The organism is Teichococcus wenyumeiae, assembly GCF_003696345.1.
Classification (GTDB): Bacteria; Pseudomonadota; Alphaproteobacteria; order Acetobacterales; family Acetobacteraceae; genus Pseudoroseomonas; species Pseudoroseomonas wenyumeiae.
Genome location: NZ_RFLX01000004.1, coordinates 110,446 through 126,138 on the forward strand (window position 1 = coordinate 110,446; position 15,693 = coordinate 126,138).

14 protein-coding genes are annotated in these 15,693 nt (G+C 68.1%); 7 read left to right on the plus strand and 7 right to left on the minus strand.

All coding sequences use genetic code 11. From position 1 onward, the window contains the following. Positions 1 to 182: 182 nt before the first annotated feature. The 4 genes from EBE87_RS07810 to EBE87_RS07825 all read right to left on the minus strand — a co-directional run bounded on the left by EBE87_RS07810 (position 183) and on the right by EBE87_RS07825 (position 3,401). Positions 183 to 1,157, minus strand: a complete 975-nt coding sequence (locus EBE87_RS07810; RefSeq protein ID WP_120636440.1) for a beta-ketoacyl-ACP synthase III — start codon at positions 1,155 to 1,157, stop codon at positions 183 to 185. Between the two features lie 38 nt (positions 1,158 to 1,195). Beyond that, positions 1,196 to 2,293, minus strand: coding sequence for a phosphate acyltransferase PlsX (plsX, locus tag EBE87_RS07815; protein WP_267898241.1), 1,098 nt, complete (start codon positions 2,291 to 2,293; stop codon positions 1,196 to 1,198). Between the two features lie 41 nt (positions 2,294 to 2,334). Beyond that, positions 2,335 to 2,538: a 50S ribosomal protein L32 gene (gene rpmF, locus EBE87_RS07820; RefSeq protein ID WP_120636442.1), complete on the minus strand. Its 204-nt coding sequence runs from the start codon at positions 2,536 to 2,538 to the stop codon at positions 2,335 to 2,337. A 116-nt stretch (positions 2,539 to 2,654) separates the two neighbouring features. Continuing rightward, positions 2,655 to 3,401 (minus strand): GntR family transcriptional regulator, encoded by a 747-nt coding sequence (locus EBE87_RS07825; RefSeq protein WP_233552964.1) that lies wholly within the window; start codon positions 3,399 to 3,401, stop codon positions 2,655 to 2,657. A 438-nt stretch (positions 3,402 to 3,839) separates the two neighbouring features. Here EBE87_RS07825 and EBE87_RS07830 point away from each other — a divergent pair, with 438 nt between their 5' ends. After that, a complete protein-coding gene (locus EBE87_RS07830; RefSeq protein ID WP_120636443.1) occupies positions 3,840 to 5,327 on the plus strand; it encodes a SulP family inorganic anion transporter in 1,488 nt (495 codons plus the stop codon). Positions 5,328 to 5,351: 24 nt separating this feature from the next. Here the strand turns inward: EBE87_RS07830 and msrA are convergent, their stop codons facing one another. Continuing rightward, positions 5,352 to 5,903, minus strand: a complete 552-nt coding sequence (gene msrA / locus EBE87_RS07835) for a peptide-methionine (S)-S-oxide reductase MsrA (protein ID WP_120636444.1) — start codon at positions 5,901 to 5,903, stop codon at positions 5,352 to 5,354. An 83-nt stretch (positions 5,904 to 5,986) separates the two neighbouring features. Between msrA and EBE87_RS07840 the strand changes: the two genes are divergently transcribed. Then, the gene (locus tag EBE87_RS07840; protein WP_233552966.1) at positions 5,987 to 7,081 is read left to right on the plus strand and encodes a serine hydrolase domain-containing protein; all 1,095 of its coding nucleotides are present in this window, start codon (positions 5,987 to 5,989) and stop codon (positions 7,079 to 7,081) included. Positions 7,082 to 7,159: 78 nt separating this feature from the next. Beyond that, on the plus strand, positions 7,160 to 8,176 hold the full coding sequence (locus EBE87_RS07845) for a dipeptidase (protein WP_120636445.1): 1,017 nt from the start codon (positions 7,160 to 7,162) through the stop codon (positions 8,174 to 8,176). A gap of 9 nt (positions 8,177 to 8,185) precedes the next feature. Here EBE87_RS07845 and EBE87_RS07850 read toward each other — a convergent pair whose 3' ends face one another. Together EBE87_RS07850 and EBE87_RS07855 are read right to left on the minus strand one after the other, a co-directional pair. Further along, a complete protein-coding gene (locus EBE87_RS07850; protein ID WP_120636446.1) occupies positions 8,186 to 9,025 on the minus strand; it encodes a GNAT family N-acetyltransferase in 840 nt (279 codons plus the stop codon). After that, positions 9,022 to 10,401 (minus strand): formimidoylglutamate deiminase, encoded by a 1,380-nt coding sequence (locus EBE87_RS07855; RefSeq protein ID WP_120636447.1) that lies wholly within the window; start codon positions 10,399 to 10,401, stop codon positions 9,022 to 9,024. The genes EBE87_RS07850 and EBE87_RS07855 overlap by 4 nt, the downstream gene beginning before the upstream one ends. A 77-nt stretch (positions 10,402 to 10,478) precedes the next feature. On the opposite strand from EBE87_RS07855, the gene hutC reads away from it, so the two are divergent. Genes hutC through hutI form a run of 4 tightly spaced genes read left to right on the plus strand, consistent with a single transcriptional unit; the run spans position 10,479 to position 15,586 of the window. Continuing rightward, complete coding sequence (gene hutC / locus EBE87_RS07860; RefSeq protein WP_199707040.1) at positions 10,479 to 11,198, plus strand: histidine utilization repressor; 720 nt, start codon at positions 10,479 to 10,481, stop codon at positions 11,196 to 11,198. Between the two features lie 13 nt (positions 11,199 to 11,211). Further along, positions 11,212 to 12,888 (plus strand): urocanate hydratase, encoded by a 1,677-nt coding sequence (gene hutU, locus EBE87_RS07865; RefSeq protein ID WP_120636448.1) that lies wholly within the window; start codon positions 11,212 to 11,214, stop codon positions 12,886 to 12,888. Beyond that, on the plus strand, positions 12,885 to 14,387 hold the full coding sequence (gene hutH / locus EBE87_RS07870) for a histidine ammonia-lyase (protein ID WP_120636449.1): 1,503 nt from the start codon (positions 12,885 to 12,887) through the stop codon (positions 14,385 to 14,387). The genes hutU and hutH overlap by 4 nt, the downstream gene beginning before the upstream one ends. 5 nt (positions 14,388 to 14,392) lie before the next feature. Next, positions 14,393 to 15,586, plus strand: coding sequence for an imidazolonepropionase (gene hutI, locus EBE87_RS07875; RefSeq protein ID WP_199707042.1), 1,194 nt, complete (start codon positions 14,393 to 14,395; stop codon positions 15,584 to 15,586). The last annotated feature ends 107 nt before the right edge of the window (positions 15,587 to 15,693 follow it).

Consider the following 15,693-nt stretch of genomic DNA (forward strand, 5'->3'; position numbering starts at 1 on the left):
TCCCCCGACCAACAGGGGGAGCAGTCTGCTCGACTCCCTTCCCCTGGGCGGGCGGAACATAACGTTGAGCTTTACGCAACGCAAACGGGACTCGAGGCGTTATAGCCTTCCAATTATCACCGATTTGTTTATTACCGCCTCAAAAATAAGCAAACTGTCCAGTCTGCAAGCATTAATACTTCTTAGAAACGAGCGAGCGCGGCGCCCCAGGTCAAACCACCGCCAATGGCTTCCATCAGCACCAGTTCGCCGGGCTTGATCCGGCCATCGCGGGTGGCTTCCGCCAGTGCTAGGGGAATCGAGGCGGCCGAGGTATTCGCATGCCGGCCAACGGTGGTTACCACGCGCTCCGGCGGCAGGCCGAGCTTGCGCCCCATGGCATCGATGATGCGCTGATTGGCCTGATGCGGCACCAGCCAGGAGACATCGGCCTTGTCCAGGCCATTGGCAGCCAGAGCCTCATCCACCACCGAGGCCAGCTTCGAAACGGCATGGCGGAACACCTCACGGCCCGTCATGCGGACCATGCGGCTGGCGGGATCGACACTCAGGATATCGCCATGCGTGCCATCGGCATGGAGGTGGCAGGACAACACGCCGCGCCCTTCGGCGGTATCGGTCGGGACGGCGCGCATCACCACGGCACCAGCCCCATCCCCGAAGAGCACGCAGGTGCTGCGATCCGTCCAGTCCAGCAACCGGGTGAAGACCTCGGAGCCAATAACCAGGGCGCAGCGGGCCTGCCCGGCGCGCAGCATCGAATCGGCCACGGAAAGCGCGTAGACGAAGCCGGTGCAGGCGGCCGAGATATCGAAAGCGAAGCCGCGCGTCACGCCCAGCTTGGCCTGGACCCTGGCTGCGGTGGAGGGAAAGGCCGAATCCGGCGTGGCCGTGGCCACGATGATGGCATCAACCTCGGAAACATCGATGCCAGCCTGCGCCAGCGCTTCCCGTGCCGCCGCCGCGCCCATGTCGCCGGTCGTTTCCCCAGCGGCGGCCAGATGGCGCTGGCGGATGCCGGTGCGCTCGACGATCCATTCATCGGAGGTATCGAGGCCGTAGCGCTGCGCGACCGCGTCGTTGTCCAGCACTTCCGCCGGCAGATAGCCGCCAGTACCGACGATAACGGAGCGAATGTCCGAGGCGGAGGAAGTCATGGATCAGGTATCGTCCGAAGTGTTGCGGCGGGACGGGCTTATTCGGTGGTCAGGCTGGCGGGCGCGGCCGGGTTGCGGCTCGGCATGGCGGCCAGACCTTCGCGGATGCGGTCATTCACCCGATGCGTCACCATGTCCATGGCCACATCCACCGCGTGGGCGAAACCCAACGCATCGGTGCCACCATGGCTCTTCACCAGCAGGCCGTTAAGCCCGATCAGCACCGCACCGTTGTAGCGGCGGGGGTCCATCCATTCCCGCAGCCGGTCCAGTGCCGGCTTGGCCAGCAGATAGCCGAGCTTGGCCATGAGCGATGACGTGAAGACCTGCTTCAGCAGCCCAGCCACCAGCTTCAGAGCGCCCTCACCCGTCTTCAGGGCGACATTGCCGGTGAAGCCATCCGTCACCACCACATCGACAGTGCCGGAGGTGATGTCATGCCCCTCCACGAAACCGTGGAAATTGGCGGCCAGTGGCGAGACCTTGAGCATGTCGGCGGCCAGGCGGACGCGCTCGTCGCCCTTCAGCTCCTCGCTGCCGACATTCATCAGGCCGATGGAAGGATTGGGCAGGCCCAGCACCGCGCGGGCGAAGGCATCGCCCATCACGGCGAATTCCACCAGGTTGCGCGCGTCGCAGGCGATATTGGCGCCCAGGTCCAGCAGCACGACATCGCCGCGCGCGGAAGGGCCAATGGCCGCCAGCGCCGGACGGTCGATCTCGGGCAGCGTCTTCACGACGATCTTGCCCAAGGCCATCAAGGCGCCGGTATTGCCTGCGGAAACAACGCCGGCGGCCTCGCCGGCCGCCACGGCGTCGATGGCGACGCGCATGGAGGACTGGCGCATCCGCAGCGCCGCCGTCGGCTTCATGTCGCCGGACACGACGTCCGGCGCATGACGCAGGGCGCAGGCCTTTGCCGCGCGGGCGCGCTTTGCCAGCAGCGGCGTCAGCCGGCTTTCATCGCCCACGAGCAGGAAACGCGCCTTCGGGTGGCGCTCGGCGGCGAGCTCCAGCCCATCCAGCACCGACTCCGGCGCATGATCCCCGCCCATCGCATCGATGGCGAGGTCATAAGCGCCGGTGACGGGCTGCTTGGCCTCGCCCTCAAGAGAAGCGGCCCGGGAGGATTCCACCTGGGACAAAATCGCTACTTCCGTAGGGCGTGCCGTGGCTGTCAGACGCGAACCGCGGCCTTCAGGGCCTTGCCGGCCGCGACGACCTCACGGCCATCGTAGTGACCGCAGGACGCGCAGATGTGGTGCGGGCGCTTCAGCTCACCGCAGTTCGGGCACTCGTGGTGCGCCTGGGCGGACAGAGCCAGATGGCTGCGGCGCATGCCACGGCGGGACGGCGAAACTTTCTTCTTCGGAACGGCCATGGCGCCGGGCCTCTCTTTTCTCTGCTCGTGCTGTAGAAGTAGCAGCGGTCAATAAGGAAGGCGGCGCATTACCACCGCACCCCCAAAGGTGCAAGCATTGCAACGGGAGTCGCACCTCAGTCGAGCCGGACAGCGTAGCGATAATGCTCGGTATCGATCAGCGACACGCGGTGCTCGACGACCCTGCGGGCGATGTCATAGGCCAGGCGCTGCACCATCAGCAGCGGCTTTCCCTCGGCTAGGCCAAGCACCGCCGCCTCCTCAGGCCCCGCCAGCTGGGCGGAGAGATCTTCCTCCGCATGCTCAATGGTCACGCCATGGGCGCGCTGGAGATGAACGTAGAGTTCGGTGGTCAGCTCGCCCTCGGGCAGATGGAAGCCGGGCAGCCGCGCCTCCACCAAGGTGCAGCGCTCGAAGATACGCGGCACGCCATCCACCGTCCGCAGGCGCCGGAGCCGGAAGATAGGCGTGCCTTGCGGCAGTCGCAGGGCAGCCGCCTCCGATTCGTCCGCCTCTCCCGGCTCGCAGGACAGGACCTTGATGTGGGAGACGACGGCGGTGCCGCTCAGGTCCCGCAGGCGGAAGAAGTGGAAGCGGGCGGTGTCGCCGGTATGGCGCAGCACCGTGGTGCCACGGCCCTGGCGCCGCTCGATCAGGTTGCGCCGCTCCAGCTCCGCCAGCGCTTTCCTGACCGTGCCCTGGGAGACACCGAGTTCCGCCGCCAGCTCGGGCTCGGCCGGCAGGGAATGGCCGGGTGGCCAGGCACCGCTGGCGATCCGGTCGATCAGAACCGTTTCGACCTGCTGGTACAGCGGGCGCGCGTCGAGCCGTTCCGACGGCTTGAAGGGGTCACTCATGGACATGAAGGATAAGGGACTCCGGCAATCCGTCGGGCGCGATTCGCGGCATTGCTTCGCTGTTTTCCCGATCCTGACCGCGTGATCAAGCCGCCGCCCGAATCAGACTTGTGTCTTATATAAGACCTAGGTAGAGAGAGGTCTCTCGGGATTGCTCCGCAGGCCGAGTTTGGGGAGGAAGATCCCGTAACGGGACACGTGTCGACGGCGCCGGGCTTGAGAGCCCAGGCGCCGTCCGCGTTTTCAGCCAAGACAACTGTTGGTTGCGACTGATGCCCTGCGACGTTACGCTGTGCAACGCAGCATGACGGCAGGAAGGCCAATGTAGGCTTCGCATCCCGATCTGGTCTCCCCATCCCGAACGCGCGGCTTTGCCGCCGCGGCGCGGGCGGTCGACCGTCGTTCGACGCGAATCCTCCCCGTGCCCTTCCAGAAGTATTCCGCATGTCCTTTTTTGCTCCCGGCCGCTTGCGCGCCGAATGGTTTGGCAATGTGCGCGCCGACCTGCTATCCGGCCTTGTCGTCGCCCTGGCGTTGATTCCCGAGGCCATCGCCTTCTCCATCATCGCCGGCGTTGACCCGAAGGTGGGGCTCTATGCCTCCTTCTCCATCGCCGTCATCACGGCCATCGCGGGCGGACGGCCGGCGATGATCTCGGCGGCCACGGCCGCCATGGCGGTGGTGGTCGTGGACCTGGTGAAGGACCACGGGCTGCAATACCTCTTCGCCACCACGATCCTGACCGGCATCATCCAGATCCTGGCCGGCGCCGCGCGGCTCGGGCGGCTCATGCGCTTCGTGTCCCGCTCCGTGCTGACGGGCTTCATGAACGCGCTGGCCATCCTGATCTTCACGGCGCAGCTGCCGGAGCTGATCAATGTGCCGCCGCTGACCTATGTGATGGTCGCGGCCGGGCTGGCCATCATCTACCTGCTGCCGCGCGTCACCAAGGCGGTGCCCTCTCCGCTGGTCTGCATCGCCGTGCTGACGGCGGTCTCGCTGACGCTGGGCCTGGACCTGCGCACGGTGGGCGACATGGGTGCCCTGCCGGACAGCCTGCCCTCCTTCCTGATCCCGGACGTGCCGCTCAACTGGGACACGCTGCGGATCATCCTGCCCTACGCCGCCACGCTGGCGGCAGTGGGCCTGCTGGAGTCGCTGCTGACGGCGGCGGTGGTGGATGAGCTGACGGATACCCGCAGCCAGCGGAACCGCGAATGCGTCGGCCAGGGCCTGGCCAATTTCGCCACCGGCTTTCTCGGCGGCATGCCGGGCTGCGCCATGATTGGGCAGTCGGTGATCAACGTCACCTCCGGTGGCCGTGGCCGGCTTTCCACCTTCATCGCCGGCACGGTGCTGCTGATGCTGGTGGTGCCGCTGGGCAGCATCGTGGCCCGCGTGCCCATGGCGGCGCTGGTGGCCGTCATGATCATGGTCTCCATCAACACCTTCCAGTGGTCCGCGGTCCGGACGCTGCTGACGCATCCGCGCTCCTCCTCCATCGTGATGCTGGCGACGGTGCTGGTGGTGGTGCTGACGCATGACCTGGCCAAAGGCGTGCTGGTGGGCGTGCTGCTCAGCGGCATCTTCTTCGCCGGCAAGGTGCGGCGCCTCTTCGCCGTCACCTCCACCCTGGGTGAGGATGAGCAGAGCCGCCGCTATGTCGTGGCAGGCCAGGTCTTCTTCGCCTCGGCCGAGGATTTCGTGGGCGCCTTCGACCTGAGGGAGCCGCTGCGCCAGGTGGAGATCGACGTCTCCGCCGCGCATTTCTGGGACATCAGCAGCATCGGTGCGCTGGACCGCGTGGTGCTGGCCTTCCGCTCCCGCGGCGCCACCGTGGATGTGGTGGGGCTGAACGAGGCCAGCGCCACGCTGGTGCAGCAGCTCGGACGGCACGACAAGCCGGGTGCCGCCCTGCCCGCCGGCCACTAAGGGCCGGCGGCGCGCCGCAATCCGTCAGGCGGCGCGGGACTTCAGGCGGTCAGCGAAGGCCTTGCGGAACTTCGCCACCTTGGGCGCCACCACGACACGGCAATAGCCGGACCAGGGATTGCGGGTGAAGTAATCCTGGTGCTCCGCCTCGGCCGGCCAGAAGGTGCCGGCCGGCACCACCTCGGTGACGATCTTGCCCGGCCAGAGCTGCTCGGCATCCAGTTCGGCGATGATTGCGCGCGCGGTCTCCGCCTGCGTCTCATCCAGGGTCAGGATGATGCTGCGGTACTGCGGGCCGACATCGGCGCCCTGGCGGTCCTTGGTGGTGGGATCGTGCAGGGTGAAGAAGATGCGCAGGATATCGGCATAGCTGACCACGGCGGGGTCGAAGACCACCTTCACCACCTCGGCATGGCCCGTCTGCTTGCCGCAGACCTGCTCGTAGGTCGGGTTGGCGGCATGGCCGCCGGCATAGCCGGAAACCACCTCTGTCACGCCGTTCAGGTCGCGATAGGCAGCGTCGATGCACCAGAAGCAGCCGCCGCCCAGGATGGCGGTCTCGGTCGTGTTTGTCATGGATGTCCCTCCATCAGGAGAACGGGGTTGGACCAGAGATGGTGTCGCGCCATCGCCGCTGCACCCCCTTGCCGGCGGCAGCCTTGAGCGCCACCGTGGCAGGCATGATGACTTCCTCCTCCGACGCCGCCCTGGCTGGCTTCGACGCCGCCGCCCTGTCCGACGCCGTGGCCTTCGCCGAGGCAAACGACTCCCCCTTCCCCCGCGACCTGCTCGCGCATCTGGAAGCCGGCTATTTCGAGCCGGCGCCGGACAACGCCGTCCTCGGCTCGGTCTCGCCCCGTGGCCCCCTCAACGGCCTGCTGATGCGCCACGGCCAGACGGTGGTGCGCTGGGGCGATACACGCCAGGCAGACATGACCTTCAGCGTCGCGAAGAGCTATCTGGCCTTGCTGGCCGGGCTGGCGCTGGGCGATGGGCTGATCCAGGACCTCGACGCGCCGGTGTCCGCCAGCGTCACGGATGCCGCCTTCGCCGGCCCGCGCAACGGTGCCATCACCTGGCGGATGCTGCTGGACCAGACCAGCGAGTGGGAAGGCACGCTTTTCGGCAAGGCGGACCGCATCGACCGTGGCCGTGACCTGCGGCGCGAAGGCAGCGGCCCTAAGGGCATCGACCGCCCGCTGGCCACCCCCGGCCAGCATTGGGAATACAACGATGTCCGCGTCAATGCCCTGGCTCTGGCCCTGCTGCACCGCTTCCGCCGGCCGCTGCCGGACGTCTTCGCCGAGCGGATCATGAACCCCATCGGCGCCAGCCAGGACTGGCGTTGGGAGGGTTATTCCACCAGCTTCGTGGAAATCGACGGGCAGCGGATGCCTTCCGTCTCCGGCGGCGGGCACTGGGGCGGCGGCGTGGTGACGCATGCCGAGGATCAGGCCCGCATCGGCCAGCTGATGCTTCAGGACGGCGTCTGGGACGGCCGCCGCGTGTTGCCGGAGGGCTGGGTGGCCGCCTGCACCGCGCCATCGCGCCTCAACAAGGACTACGGCCTGCTGTGGTGGCTGAACGGCCAGGGCCGCTACCCCGGCGCCAGCCGCGAGAGCTTCTTCGCCCAGGGTGCCGGCGGCAACGTCATCTGGGTGGACCCGGCGCATGACCTGGTGGGCGTCTTCCGCTGGCTGAACCCCGCGGCCTTGCCGGAGATGCTGGCCCGCGTCACCGCAGCCCTGCGGTAAGTGCCGGGACGGGGCAGTTGACGAGGGCGCGGCTGGCGGGAAGTTTGGTGCACTGAACTCCCGTTGGACCTCGCCCGGATGACCGACAGCACTGCCCTGCACGCCGCCACGCTCAGCCTGGATACGCATGTCGATATCCCCTGGCCCTCGCCGCCCGACCCGCGCGGCGAGACCACGCGCTGCGTGGACTACCCCAAGATGGTGGCGGGCGGGCTGAATGCGGTGGTCTTCGCCGCCTACCTGCCCCAGGGCCCCCGCACGCCGCAGTCGCATGAGGAGGCCGCCACCCGCGCCGAGGCCATGCTGCGCTCCATCCGCGCTTCAGCCGCCGGCGCGGGCCGCCGCATCTGCAGCCGTGCCGCCGATGTGGAAGCCGCCTTCGAGGCGGGCGATACCGCCGTGCTGCTGGCGGTGGAGAACGGCTATGGCCTGGGCGAGGACCTTTCCCGGCTGGCGCTCTGGCGCGGCCTGGGCGTCTGCTACCTGACCCTCACGCACAACGGCCACAATCTGCTGTCCGATTCCGCCATTCCCCTGGCAGCACTGGGCGATGCCCCGGCGCTGCACGGCGGCCTTTCGGAATTCGGCCGCGCCGCCATCGCGGAGATGAACGCTCTGGGCATCCTGGTGGATGTCTCCCATGTGGCCAAGAGCGGCATGATGCAGGCGGTGGAACTGTCCCGCTCCCCGGTGGTGGCGACGCATACCTGCTGCCGCGCCCTGCGCGACCATCCGCGCAACCTCGATGACGACCAGTTGGATGCGCTTCGGGCGTCCGGCGGGTTGGTGCAGATCACCGCCGTGCCCGCTTTCCTGCGCAATGCCGACCCTGACGGCCGCTTCCGCGCCAAGGTGAGCGACATCATCGATCATGTTGATTATGCGGTAAAACGTATTGGCATCACGCATGTGGGCCTTTCCTCCGACTTCGACGGCGGCGGCGGCGTGGAAGGCTGGCGCAGCGCTGCGGAATCCGCCAGCCTGACGGCCGAGCTGGCCCGGCGCGGCTACAGCGCGGAGGAGATCGGCCTGCTCTGGTCCGGCAACTTCCTGCGCCTGATGCGCAAAGCCGAGGCCGTTGCCGCCGGCGGCTGAGGCGCCGCCTTAGCCCAGCTCGAAGCTGGCCAGGCCGAAGGCTCGTTCCAGGGGAATGGCCGGGGCCTGGCCCGCATACATGCGGGCGGTTTCGAAGACCGGCTTCATGCCCGCGGCTTCCGCCAGGGCCACCGCCGCGGCATTGGCCTCCGGCAGGTCGAGAAAGACAGGGCCGGTCTGGCCCTCGATCAAGGCATCGAACAAGGCACGGGCACTCGGCGCATCGGCTGCGGTCAGGGGGCCGATGCGCGCGCCATCGCGGCTGGGACGCAGCACGCCAAAGCCGGTGAGGACGCCATCCCGCAGAACCGCCAGAGCCCGATGGCCCGGAGCACTGAGCCAGGGCCGCAGGAAGTTCTCGCGCGGCGCTGGCAGCACAGAGGCATCGAGGGCGGAAACAGCCTCGAAAGGCAGGCCGGCAGCCGGCACCACCACCCCCTGCCCGCCGCCAACGGCGCTGGGCCGCGCCGCGTAGCGGACATTCCGCCATGCGGTGCGGAAGCCGGATCGGCTGTAATCCGCCTGCCGCGCCACCACGCCATCGAGCCCGATCACCCGCCCGGCAAGGCGCGCCATCGCCTGCCGCCAGAGCGCCATGCCAAGCCCTTGCCCCCGCAGATCGGGCCTCACGATATAGAAGCCGATAAAGCCGAAGCCCTCGCCCTGCTGCACGGCGGAGATGCAGGCCGCCGGCCTGCCGCTGGCATCCTCAGCCAGCAGAAAGCCTTCAGGATCAGCGGCAAGAAAGGCCGCGGCATCGGCGAGGCCGGGATTCCATCCTTCCTGCGTCGCCCATTCGGCCATGACGGCCAGTTCGGCGGCACCGGCGGTACGGATGGTGGGCGTCATGCCGACAGGGCCGCCATGGTGGTGCGGAACCGGGCAAGGATCTTGTCGCGCCTGATGTGCTGGCCCTCCCTCACAACCTCATGGCCGCCAACGATCACCGAGCGCACCGGGTTGCCCTGGCCATTGAAGACCCAGGCATCCAGCAGGGTATCGCCCGCGAGGCCTGCCAGGGCCGGGTGATCAGGGTTCAGTTCCACAAGGTCGCAGCGCTGCCCGGTCGCAATGGTGCCGATGGGGCGCGCGCTGACCTGCGCCCCACCCGCCAGGGCCGCCTCCAGCAGGTTCCGGCCAGGATGAGGACGGGTGGCATCCGTGGCGACGGAGCGGACATGCCGGGCCAGCCGCTGGCTGGTTTCGAGTTGCCGCATCTCATCGCGCGGCGAAGTGCCGACATGGCTATCGGTCCCGAAACCGAAGCGGCCATTCGCTTTCGCGTGGGCTGGATAGTTGAAGACGCCATCGCCCAGCGAAGCTTCGGTGGTCGGGCATAGTCCCACCACCGCGCCGGTCGCGGCCAGAGCCGTGGCTTCCGCATCGGCCATGTGGGTGGCGTGGATCAGGCACCAGCGGGCATCCAGCGGCGCATGGTCCAGCAGCCACTGCACCGGCCGGGCGCCGGTTGCGGCCTCGCATTCCGCCACCTCGCGCAACTGCTCGGCGGCGTGGATGTGGATGGGGCCCTGGAAGGAAGCGAGGTCTGCCAACATGGCCGGGGTCACCGCACGCAGGGAATGCGGCGCGAGGCCAAGCCCGGCCTGCGCATCACCGGCAGTGGCGGAGCGGATATCCTCGACGATACGCCAGAAGCCATCCAGGTCATTCAGGAAGCGGCGCTGGCCGGGTGCCGGCTCCTTCCCGAAGATGCCGCCATGGCGGTAGAGGCTTGGCAGCAAGGTGATGCCGATGCCGGCCTGCCGCGCCGCCTCCAGATGCCGCAGCGCCATTTCGGCCGGCGCGGCATAGGGAGTGCCGTCCGGTTGATGGTGCAGGTAGTGGAACTCGGCGACATTCGTGAAGCCCCATTCCAGGCACTCGACGTAAAGCTGCGCGGCCACGGCTTCGGCATCCTCGGGCGTCATGCGCCCCACGAAGCGGTACATGGTCTGGCGCCAGGTCCAGAAGGAATTCTCGCCGCCTTCCGCATCCCGGGCATCGGGCGGGGAACGGCGCTCCGCCACCCCGGCCATGGCCCGCTGGAAGGCATGGGAATGCAGGTTCGGCACGCCGGGGATCACCACCCCCGGCAGCCTCACCGCATCCGCGGCCGGGCTTCCCGGCGAGGCCGCCAGGATGGTGCCGGTGTCATCCGCCTCCACCAGCACATCACGGGCCCAGCCGCTCGGCAGCAGCGCTTGGGCGGCGTGGAATCGCGGCATGGCGGGGGCTCCTCGTCTTGCAATGGAAGCATCTTTTCAGGTTGACGAAGGTTGTCAATACAACCAGCATGCCGGGCATGGCGCAGCCGGATCCCGACCCCACCGCCCCTCGTTACCAGCAGATCAAGAGCTTCATCCTTGATCGCGTGCGCAGTGGCGAATGGTCGGCCGAGCATCGTGTTCCCTCCGAGAACGAGCTGGTCCGCCTGACCGGCCATTCCCGCGTCACCGTCGGGCGGGCTCTGCGGGAGCTGGCGGATGCGGGGCTGCTGAAGCGCGTGCAGGGCGTCGGCACCTTTGTCGCCAGCGGGCCGCCGCAATCGGCCTTGCTGGAACTGCGCGATATCGCGATGGAAATCGCGGAACGCGGCCATGCCCATGGCACGCGGGTGGAGGCACTGGGCCGCCGCCTCGCGGATGCTGAATTGGCCGTCGCCTTCGGCGTGCCCGAAGGCAGCTCCCTCTTCCACAGCCGCGTCGTGCATCTGGAGAACGGCGTGCCGGTGCAGATGGAAGACCGGCTGGTGAATCCGCTGATCGCGCCGCACTACCTGGACCAGGATTTCACCCGCACCACGCCCTATGCCCACCTGATGGCCTGCGCGCCGGCCGAGCGCGTGGAGCATGTGGTGGAGGCCATCCGCCCTGATGCCACGGCCGCCGCGTCGCTGGACATCGCCCCTGACGAGCCATGCCTGCTGATCCACCGCCGCACCTGGTCGCGGCGCCTGGTGGCGACGCGGGCCTGGCTGACCCATCCCGGAAGCCGCTACCGCCTCGGCGGCGCCTTGCGCTGAAAGAAGCAGACCCATGCAGGATCGTTTCCGCAACGCCCCCGCCATTCGCGCGCCACGCGGCGCCGAACTGACCGCCCGCCATTGGACCACCGAGGCGGCGATGCGCATGCTGATGAACAACCTGGACGACGAGGTCGCCGAACGCCCTGGCGAACTGGTCGTCTATGGCGGCATTGGCCGCGCCGCGCGGGACTGGAAGAGCTACGAGACCATCGTCGGCACGCTGAAGCGGCTGACGGAGACGCAGACGCTGCTGGTGCAATCCGGCAAGCCGGTCGGCGTCTTCGAGACCCATGCCGATGCGCCGCGCGTGCTGATCGCCAATTCCAACCTGGTGCCGAACTGGGCCAACTGGGAGCACTTCACCAAGCTCGATCGTGCCGGGCTGATGATGTATGGCCAGATGACGGCGGGCTCCTGGATCTATATCGGCACCCAGGGCATCGTTCAGGGTACCTTCGAGACCTTCGCCGAAGCCGGCCGGCAGCATTTCGGCGGCGACCTTTCAGGCCGCTGGATCCTCACCGCCGGCCTGGGCGGCATGGGCGGCGCGCAGCCGCTGGCCGGCGTTTTCGCCGGTGCCTGCGTGCTGGCCGTGGAATGCCAGCCCAGCCGCATCGAGAAGCGGCTGGAGACCGGCTATCTCGACCAGCGCGCGGACAACCTGGATGAGGCACTGGCCATCATCCGCCGCGCCTGCGACGAGAAGAAGGCCATCAGCGTCGGCCTGCTTGGCAATGCGGCAGAGATCTTCCCGGAACTCGTGAAGCGCGGCGTGGTCCCCGATATCGTGACGGACCAGACCAGCGCGCATGATCCCGCCAACGGCTACCTGCCCGCCGGCTGGACGCTTGAGGAATGGGAGGCCAAGCGGCAGAGCGACCCGGCCGCCGTGGCCGCCGCCGCCAAGCGCAGCATGGTGGCGCATGTGCAGGCCATGCTGGATTTCAAGAAGATGGGCAGCGCCGTGCTGGATTACGGCAACAACATCCGCCAGATGGCCAAGGATGAAGGCCTGTCCGACGCCTTTGGCTTTCCGGGCTTCGTGCCGGCCTATATCCGGCCGCTGTTCTGCCGCGGCATCGGGCCCTTCCGTTGGGCCGCGCTTTCCGGCGATCCGGAGGATATCCGCAAAACCGACGCCAAGGTGCGCGAGCTGATCCCGGAGGATAAGCACCTGCACCGCTGGCTCGACATGGCGCAGGAGCGCATCCACTTCCAGGGCCTGCCGGCGCGCATCTGCTGGGTGGGGCTGGGGCAGCGGCACCGCCTTGGCCTCGCCTTCAACGAGATGGTGGCGAAGGGCGAGTTGTCGGCACCCGTCGTGATCGGCCGCGATCACCTCGATTCCGGCTCCGTCGCCTCTCCCAACCGGGAGACGGAATCCATGCGGGATGGAACGGATGCTGTGTCCGACTGGCCTCTTTTGAACGCGCTGCTGAACACCGCGTCCGGCGCCACCTGGGTTTCGCTGCATCATGGCGGCGGCGTTGGCATGGGTTACTCGCAGCATGCGGGCATGGTGATCGTGGCGGACGGCACGCCGGATGCCGCCCGCCGGCTGAAGCGCGTGCTGTGGAATGACCCGGCGACAGGCGTGATGCGCCATGCCGATGCCGGCTACGACATCGCCATCGACTGCGCGCGTGAATTCGGCCTGGACCTGCCGATGATCGGCGGTGCGGCATGATTGTCGCACCCGGTTCCGCGAGCCTGGAGAACCTCCAGGCCATCATGCAAGGGGAAGTGCTGGACCTTCCCGCTGGCTGGCAGGCGCCGGTGGAGGCCTCCGTCGGCGCGCTGGCGAAACGCATCGAGCAGGGGGAGGCGCTCTATGGCGTCAACACCGGCTTCGGCAAGTTGGCGAGCCAGCGGATCGGCAGCGCCGATCTGGCGAAGTTGCAACTGAACCTGCTGCGGAGCCATGCTTCCGGCACCGGCGCCCTGCTGCCGGCGCCGGTGGTGCGATTGATCCTGGCGCTGAAGGCGATGTCGCTGGCGCGTGGTGCCTCAGCGGTGCGGCCTGTCGTGATCGAGGCGCTGCTGGCGCTGCTGCGCGCCGACGTGCTGCCGGCCATTCCTGCCAAGGGGTCCGTCGGCGCCTCGGGAGACCTGGCGCCGCTGGCGCATCTTTCATTGGTGCTGATCGGTGAAGGGGAGGCGATGGTGGGCGGCGCCGTGGTGCCGGGTGCCGAGGCCCTGCGCCGCGCCGGAATCGCGCCACTGGCCCTCGGGCCGAAGGAAGGGCTCGCCCTGCTGAACGGGACGCAGGTTTCCACCGCCCTGGCCCTGGCGGGACTTTTCACGGCGCGCATGCTGTTGCGGACCGCCCTCGCCTCCGGCGCCATGAGCGTGGATGCCGCGCGTGGTTCCGATACGCCCTTCGACCCGCGCATCCACGCGCTGCGTGGCCAACCCGGCCAGATCCGAGCTGCCGCGGCCTTGCGGAACCTGCTGGAAGGCAGCGCCATCCGCGAGAGCCACCGCACCGGCGACACGCGCGTGCAGGACCCCTATTGCCTGCGCTGCCAGCCGCAGGTCATGGGTGCCTGCATCGACCAGCTCGACCACGCGGCCCAGGTGCTGCAGCGGGAAGCGAATGCCGTGACCGACAACCCGCTGGTGACGGCGGAGGGCGAGGTGCTCTCGGGCGGCAATTTCCATGCGGAGCCTGTGGCCTTCGCGGCCGACAATATCGCCCTGGCCGTGGCCGAGATCGGCGCGCTGGCGGAGCGGCGGATCGCGCTTCTGACGGACCCGGCCTTGTCCGGCCTGCCGGCTTTCCTGGTGCGGGAGGGCGGGTTGAATTCCGGCTTCATGATCGCGCAGGTCACGGCGGCGGCCCTGGCCAGCGAGAACAAGTCCCTGGCGCATCCCCGGAGCGTGGACAGTCTGCCGACCAGCGCCAACCAGGAAGACCATGTCAGCATGGCCACCGGCGCCGCGCTGCGGCTGGTGGAGATGGCGGACAATACCGCGGGCATCCTGGCGATCGAGTTGCTGGCGGCGGCGCAGGGAATTGGCTTCCACCGCCCCCTCACGTCCTCCCCGGTGCTGGAGGCGGCACTGGCGCTGGTGCGGGAGCAGGCGGCGCCTTGGGACGAGGACCGCCTGATGGCGCCGGACATCGCCGCCGTGAAGCGGCTGGTGGAGCGCGGCGCCTTCGCGCAACTGGCCGAGGGGATCTGAAGCCGATGTTCGACCGGGTGTGGCTCAACGCGCATCTCGCCACCATGGATGGCCCATCGGCGGCTCCCCTCGGCATCATCGAAGATGGCGCGGTGGCGTCCAGGAATGGGCGCATCGCCTGGGTCGGCCGGCGGGCGGACCTGCCCGGGCAAGCCACCGAGACGGTGGATTGTGCCGGCGCCTGGATTTTGCCCGGGTTGATCGATTGCCACACCCATCTGGTCTTCGGGGGCAACCGCGCCGCCGAGTTCGAGCAGCGGCTGGCGGGCGCGACCTATGAACAGATCGCCCGTGCCGGCGGCGGGATCTTCTCCAGCGTGCGCGCCACACGGTCGGCCAGCAGCAAGGAGTTGTTCAACAGCGCCCTGCCCCGCCTGCAAGGGCTGATGGCGGAAGGCGTCACCACCGTTGAAATTAAATCCGGTTATGGATTGCAGCTGGAAAGCGAGCTGAAGATGCTGCGCGTCGCGCGCCGCCTGGGCGAGGCCGAGCGCGTGCAGGTCGTCACCACATTGCTGGCGGCCCATGCGGTGCCACCCGACTTTGCCGGCGGCGCCGCAGCTTACGCCCAGTATGTCGCGGAGGAGATCATCCCCGCTTCCGCCGGGCTGGCTGATGCGGTGGATGCCTTTTGCGAAACCATTGCCTTCTCGCCAGCGCAGACAGCGGTGGTGTTCGCGGCGGCGCGGGCCGCTGGCCTGCCGGTGAAGCTCCATGCGGACCAGTTGTCCGACCTGGGCGGCGCGGCGCTGGCGGCGGCACATGGCGCGCTTTCCGCCGACCATCTGGAGCATGCCAGTGCCGAGGGGCTGCGCGCCATGGCCCAGGCTGGCACCGTGGCGGTGCTGCTCCCCGGCGCAACCTACTTCCTGCGCGAAGCCCGGCACCCGGATATCGCCGCCATGCGGCAGGCGGGCGTGCGCATGGCATTGTCCACCGATATGAACCCGGGTTCATCGCCAGCGCGGTCTTTGTTGTTGATGCTGAACATGGGCTGCACTCTCTTCCGGCTGACGGTGGAAGAAGCACTGCTCGGCGTCACCTGCCACGCCGCGGCGGCCCTGGGGCTGGAAGACCGGGGTCTTTTGCGGGCGGGGCTGCGTTGCGATCTGGCGTTGTTCCAGGTCAACCGCCCTGCCGAGCTTTGCTATTGGCTGGGCCACAATCCTTGTTCAGGGCGTGTCGTCGGGGGCGAATAGCACCGCAGTGTGCGGGGGCCTGGGGCCCCGCAATTCATAGGCACACAAACAATCACGGCTTCGTAAGGCTTCAGAGTTTCATTCACTTCACCATAAGATATCTTATA

Excerpts from the sequence above, each read along its gene's own strand:
- EBE87_RS07845 (WP_120636445.1), top strand. The coding sequence starts at position 7,160 with ATGACCGACAGCACTGCCCTGCACGCCGCCACGCTCAGCCTGGATACG.
- hutH (WP_120636449.1), top strand. The coding sequence starts at position 12,885 with ATGATTGTCGCACCCGGTTCCGCGAGCCTGGAGAACCTCCAGGCCATC.
- EBE87_RS07850 (WP_120636446.1), bottom strand. The coding sequence starts at position 9,025 with ATGACGCCCACCATCCGTACCGCCGGTGCCGCCGAACTGGCCGTCATG.
- EBE87_RS07830 (WP_120636443.1), top strand. The coding sequence starts at position 3,840 with ATGTCCTTTTTTGCTCCCGGCCGCTTGCGCGCCGAATGGTTTGGCAAT.
- hutI (WP_199707042.1), top strand. The coding sequence starts at position 14,393 with ATGTTCGACCGGGTGTGGCTCAACGCGCATCTCGCCACCATGGATGGC.
- EBE87_RS07825 (WP_233552964.1), bottom strand. The coding sequence starts at position 3,401 with ATGTCCATGAGTGACCCCTTCAAGCCGTCGGAACGGCTCGACGCGCGC.
- EBE87_RS07810 (WP_120636440.1), bottom strand. The coding sequence starts at position 1,157 with ATGACTTCCTCCGCCTCGGACATTCGCTCCGTTATCGTCGGTACTGGC.
- rpmF (WP_120636442.1), bottom strand. The coding sequence starts at position 2,538 with ATGGCCGTTCCGAAGAAGAAAGTTTCGCCGTCCCGCCGTGGCATGCGC.
- hutU (WP_120636448.1), top strand. The coding sequence starts at position 11,212 with ATGCAGGATCGTTTCCGCAACGCCCCCGCCATTCGCGCGCCACGCGGC.
- hutC (WP_199707040.1), top strand. The coding sequence starts at position 10,479 with ATGGCGCAGCCGGATCCCGACCCCACCGCCCCTCGTTACCAGCAGATC.
- msrA (WP_120636444.1), bottom strand. The coding sequence starts at position 5,903 with ATGACAAACACGACCGAGACCGCCATCCTGGGCGGCGGCTGCTTCTGG.
- EBE87_RS07855 (WP_120636447.1), bottom strand. The coding sequence starts at position 10,401 with ATGCCGCGATTCCACGCCGCCCAAGCGCTGCTGCCGAGCGGCTGGGCC.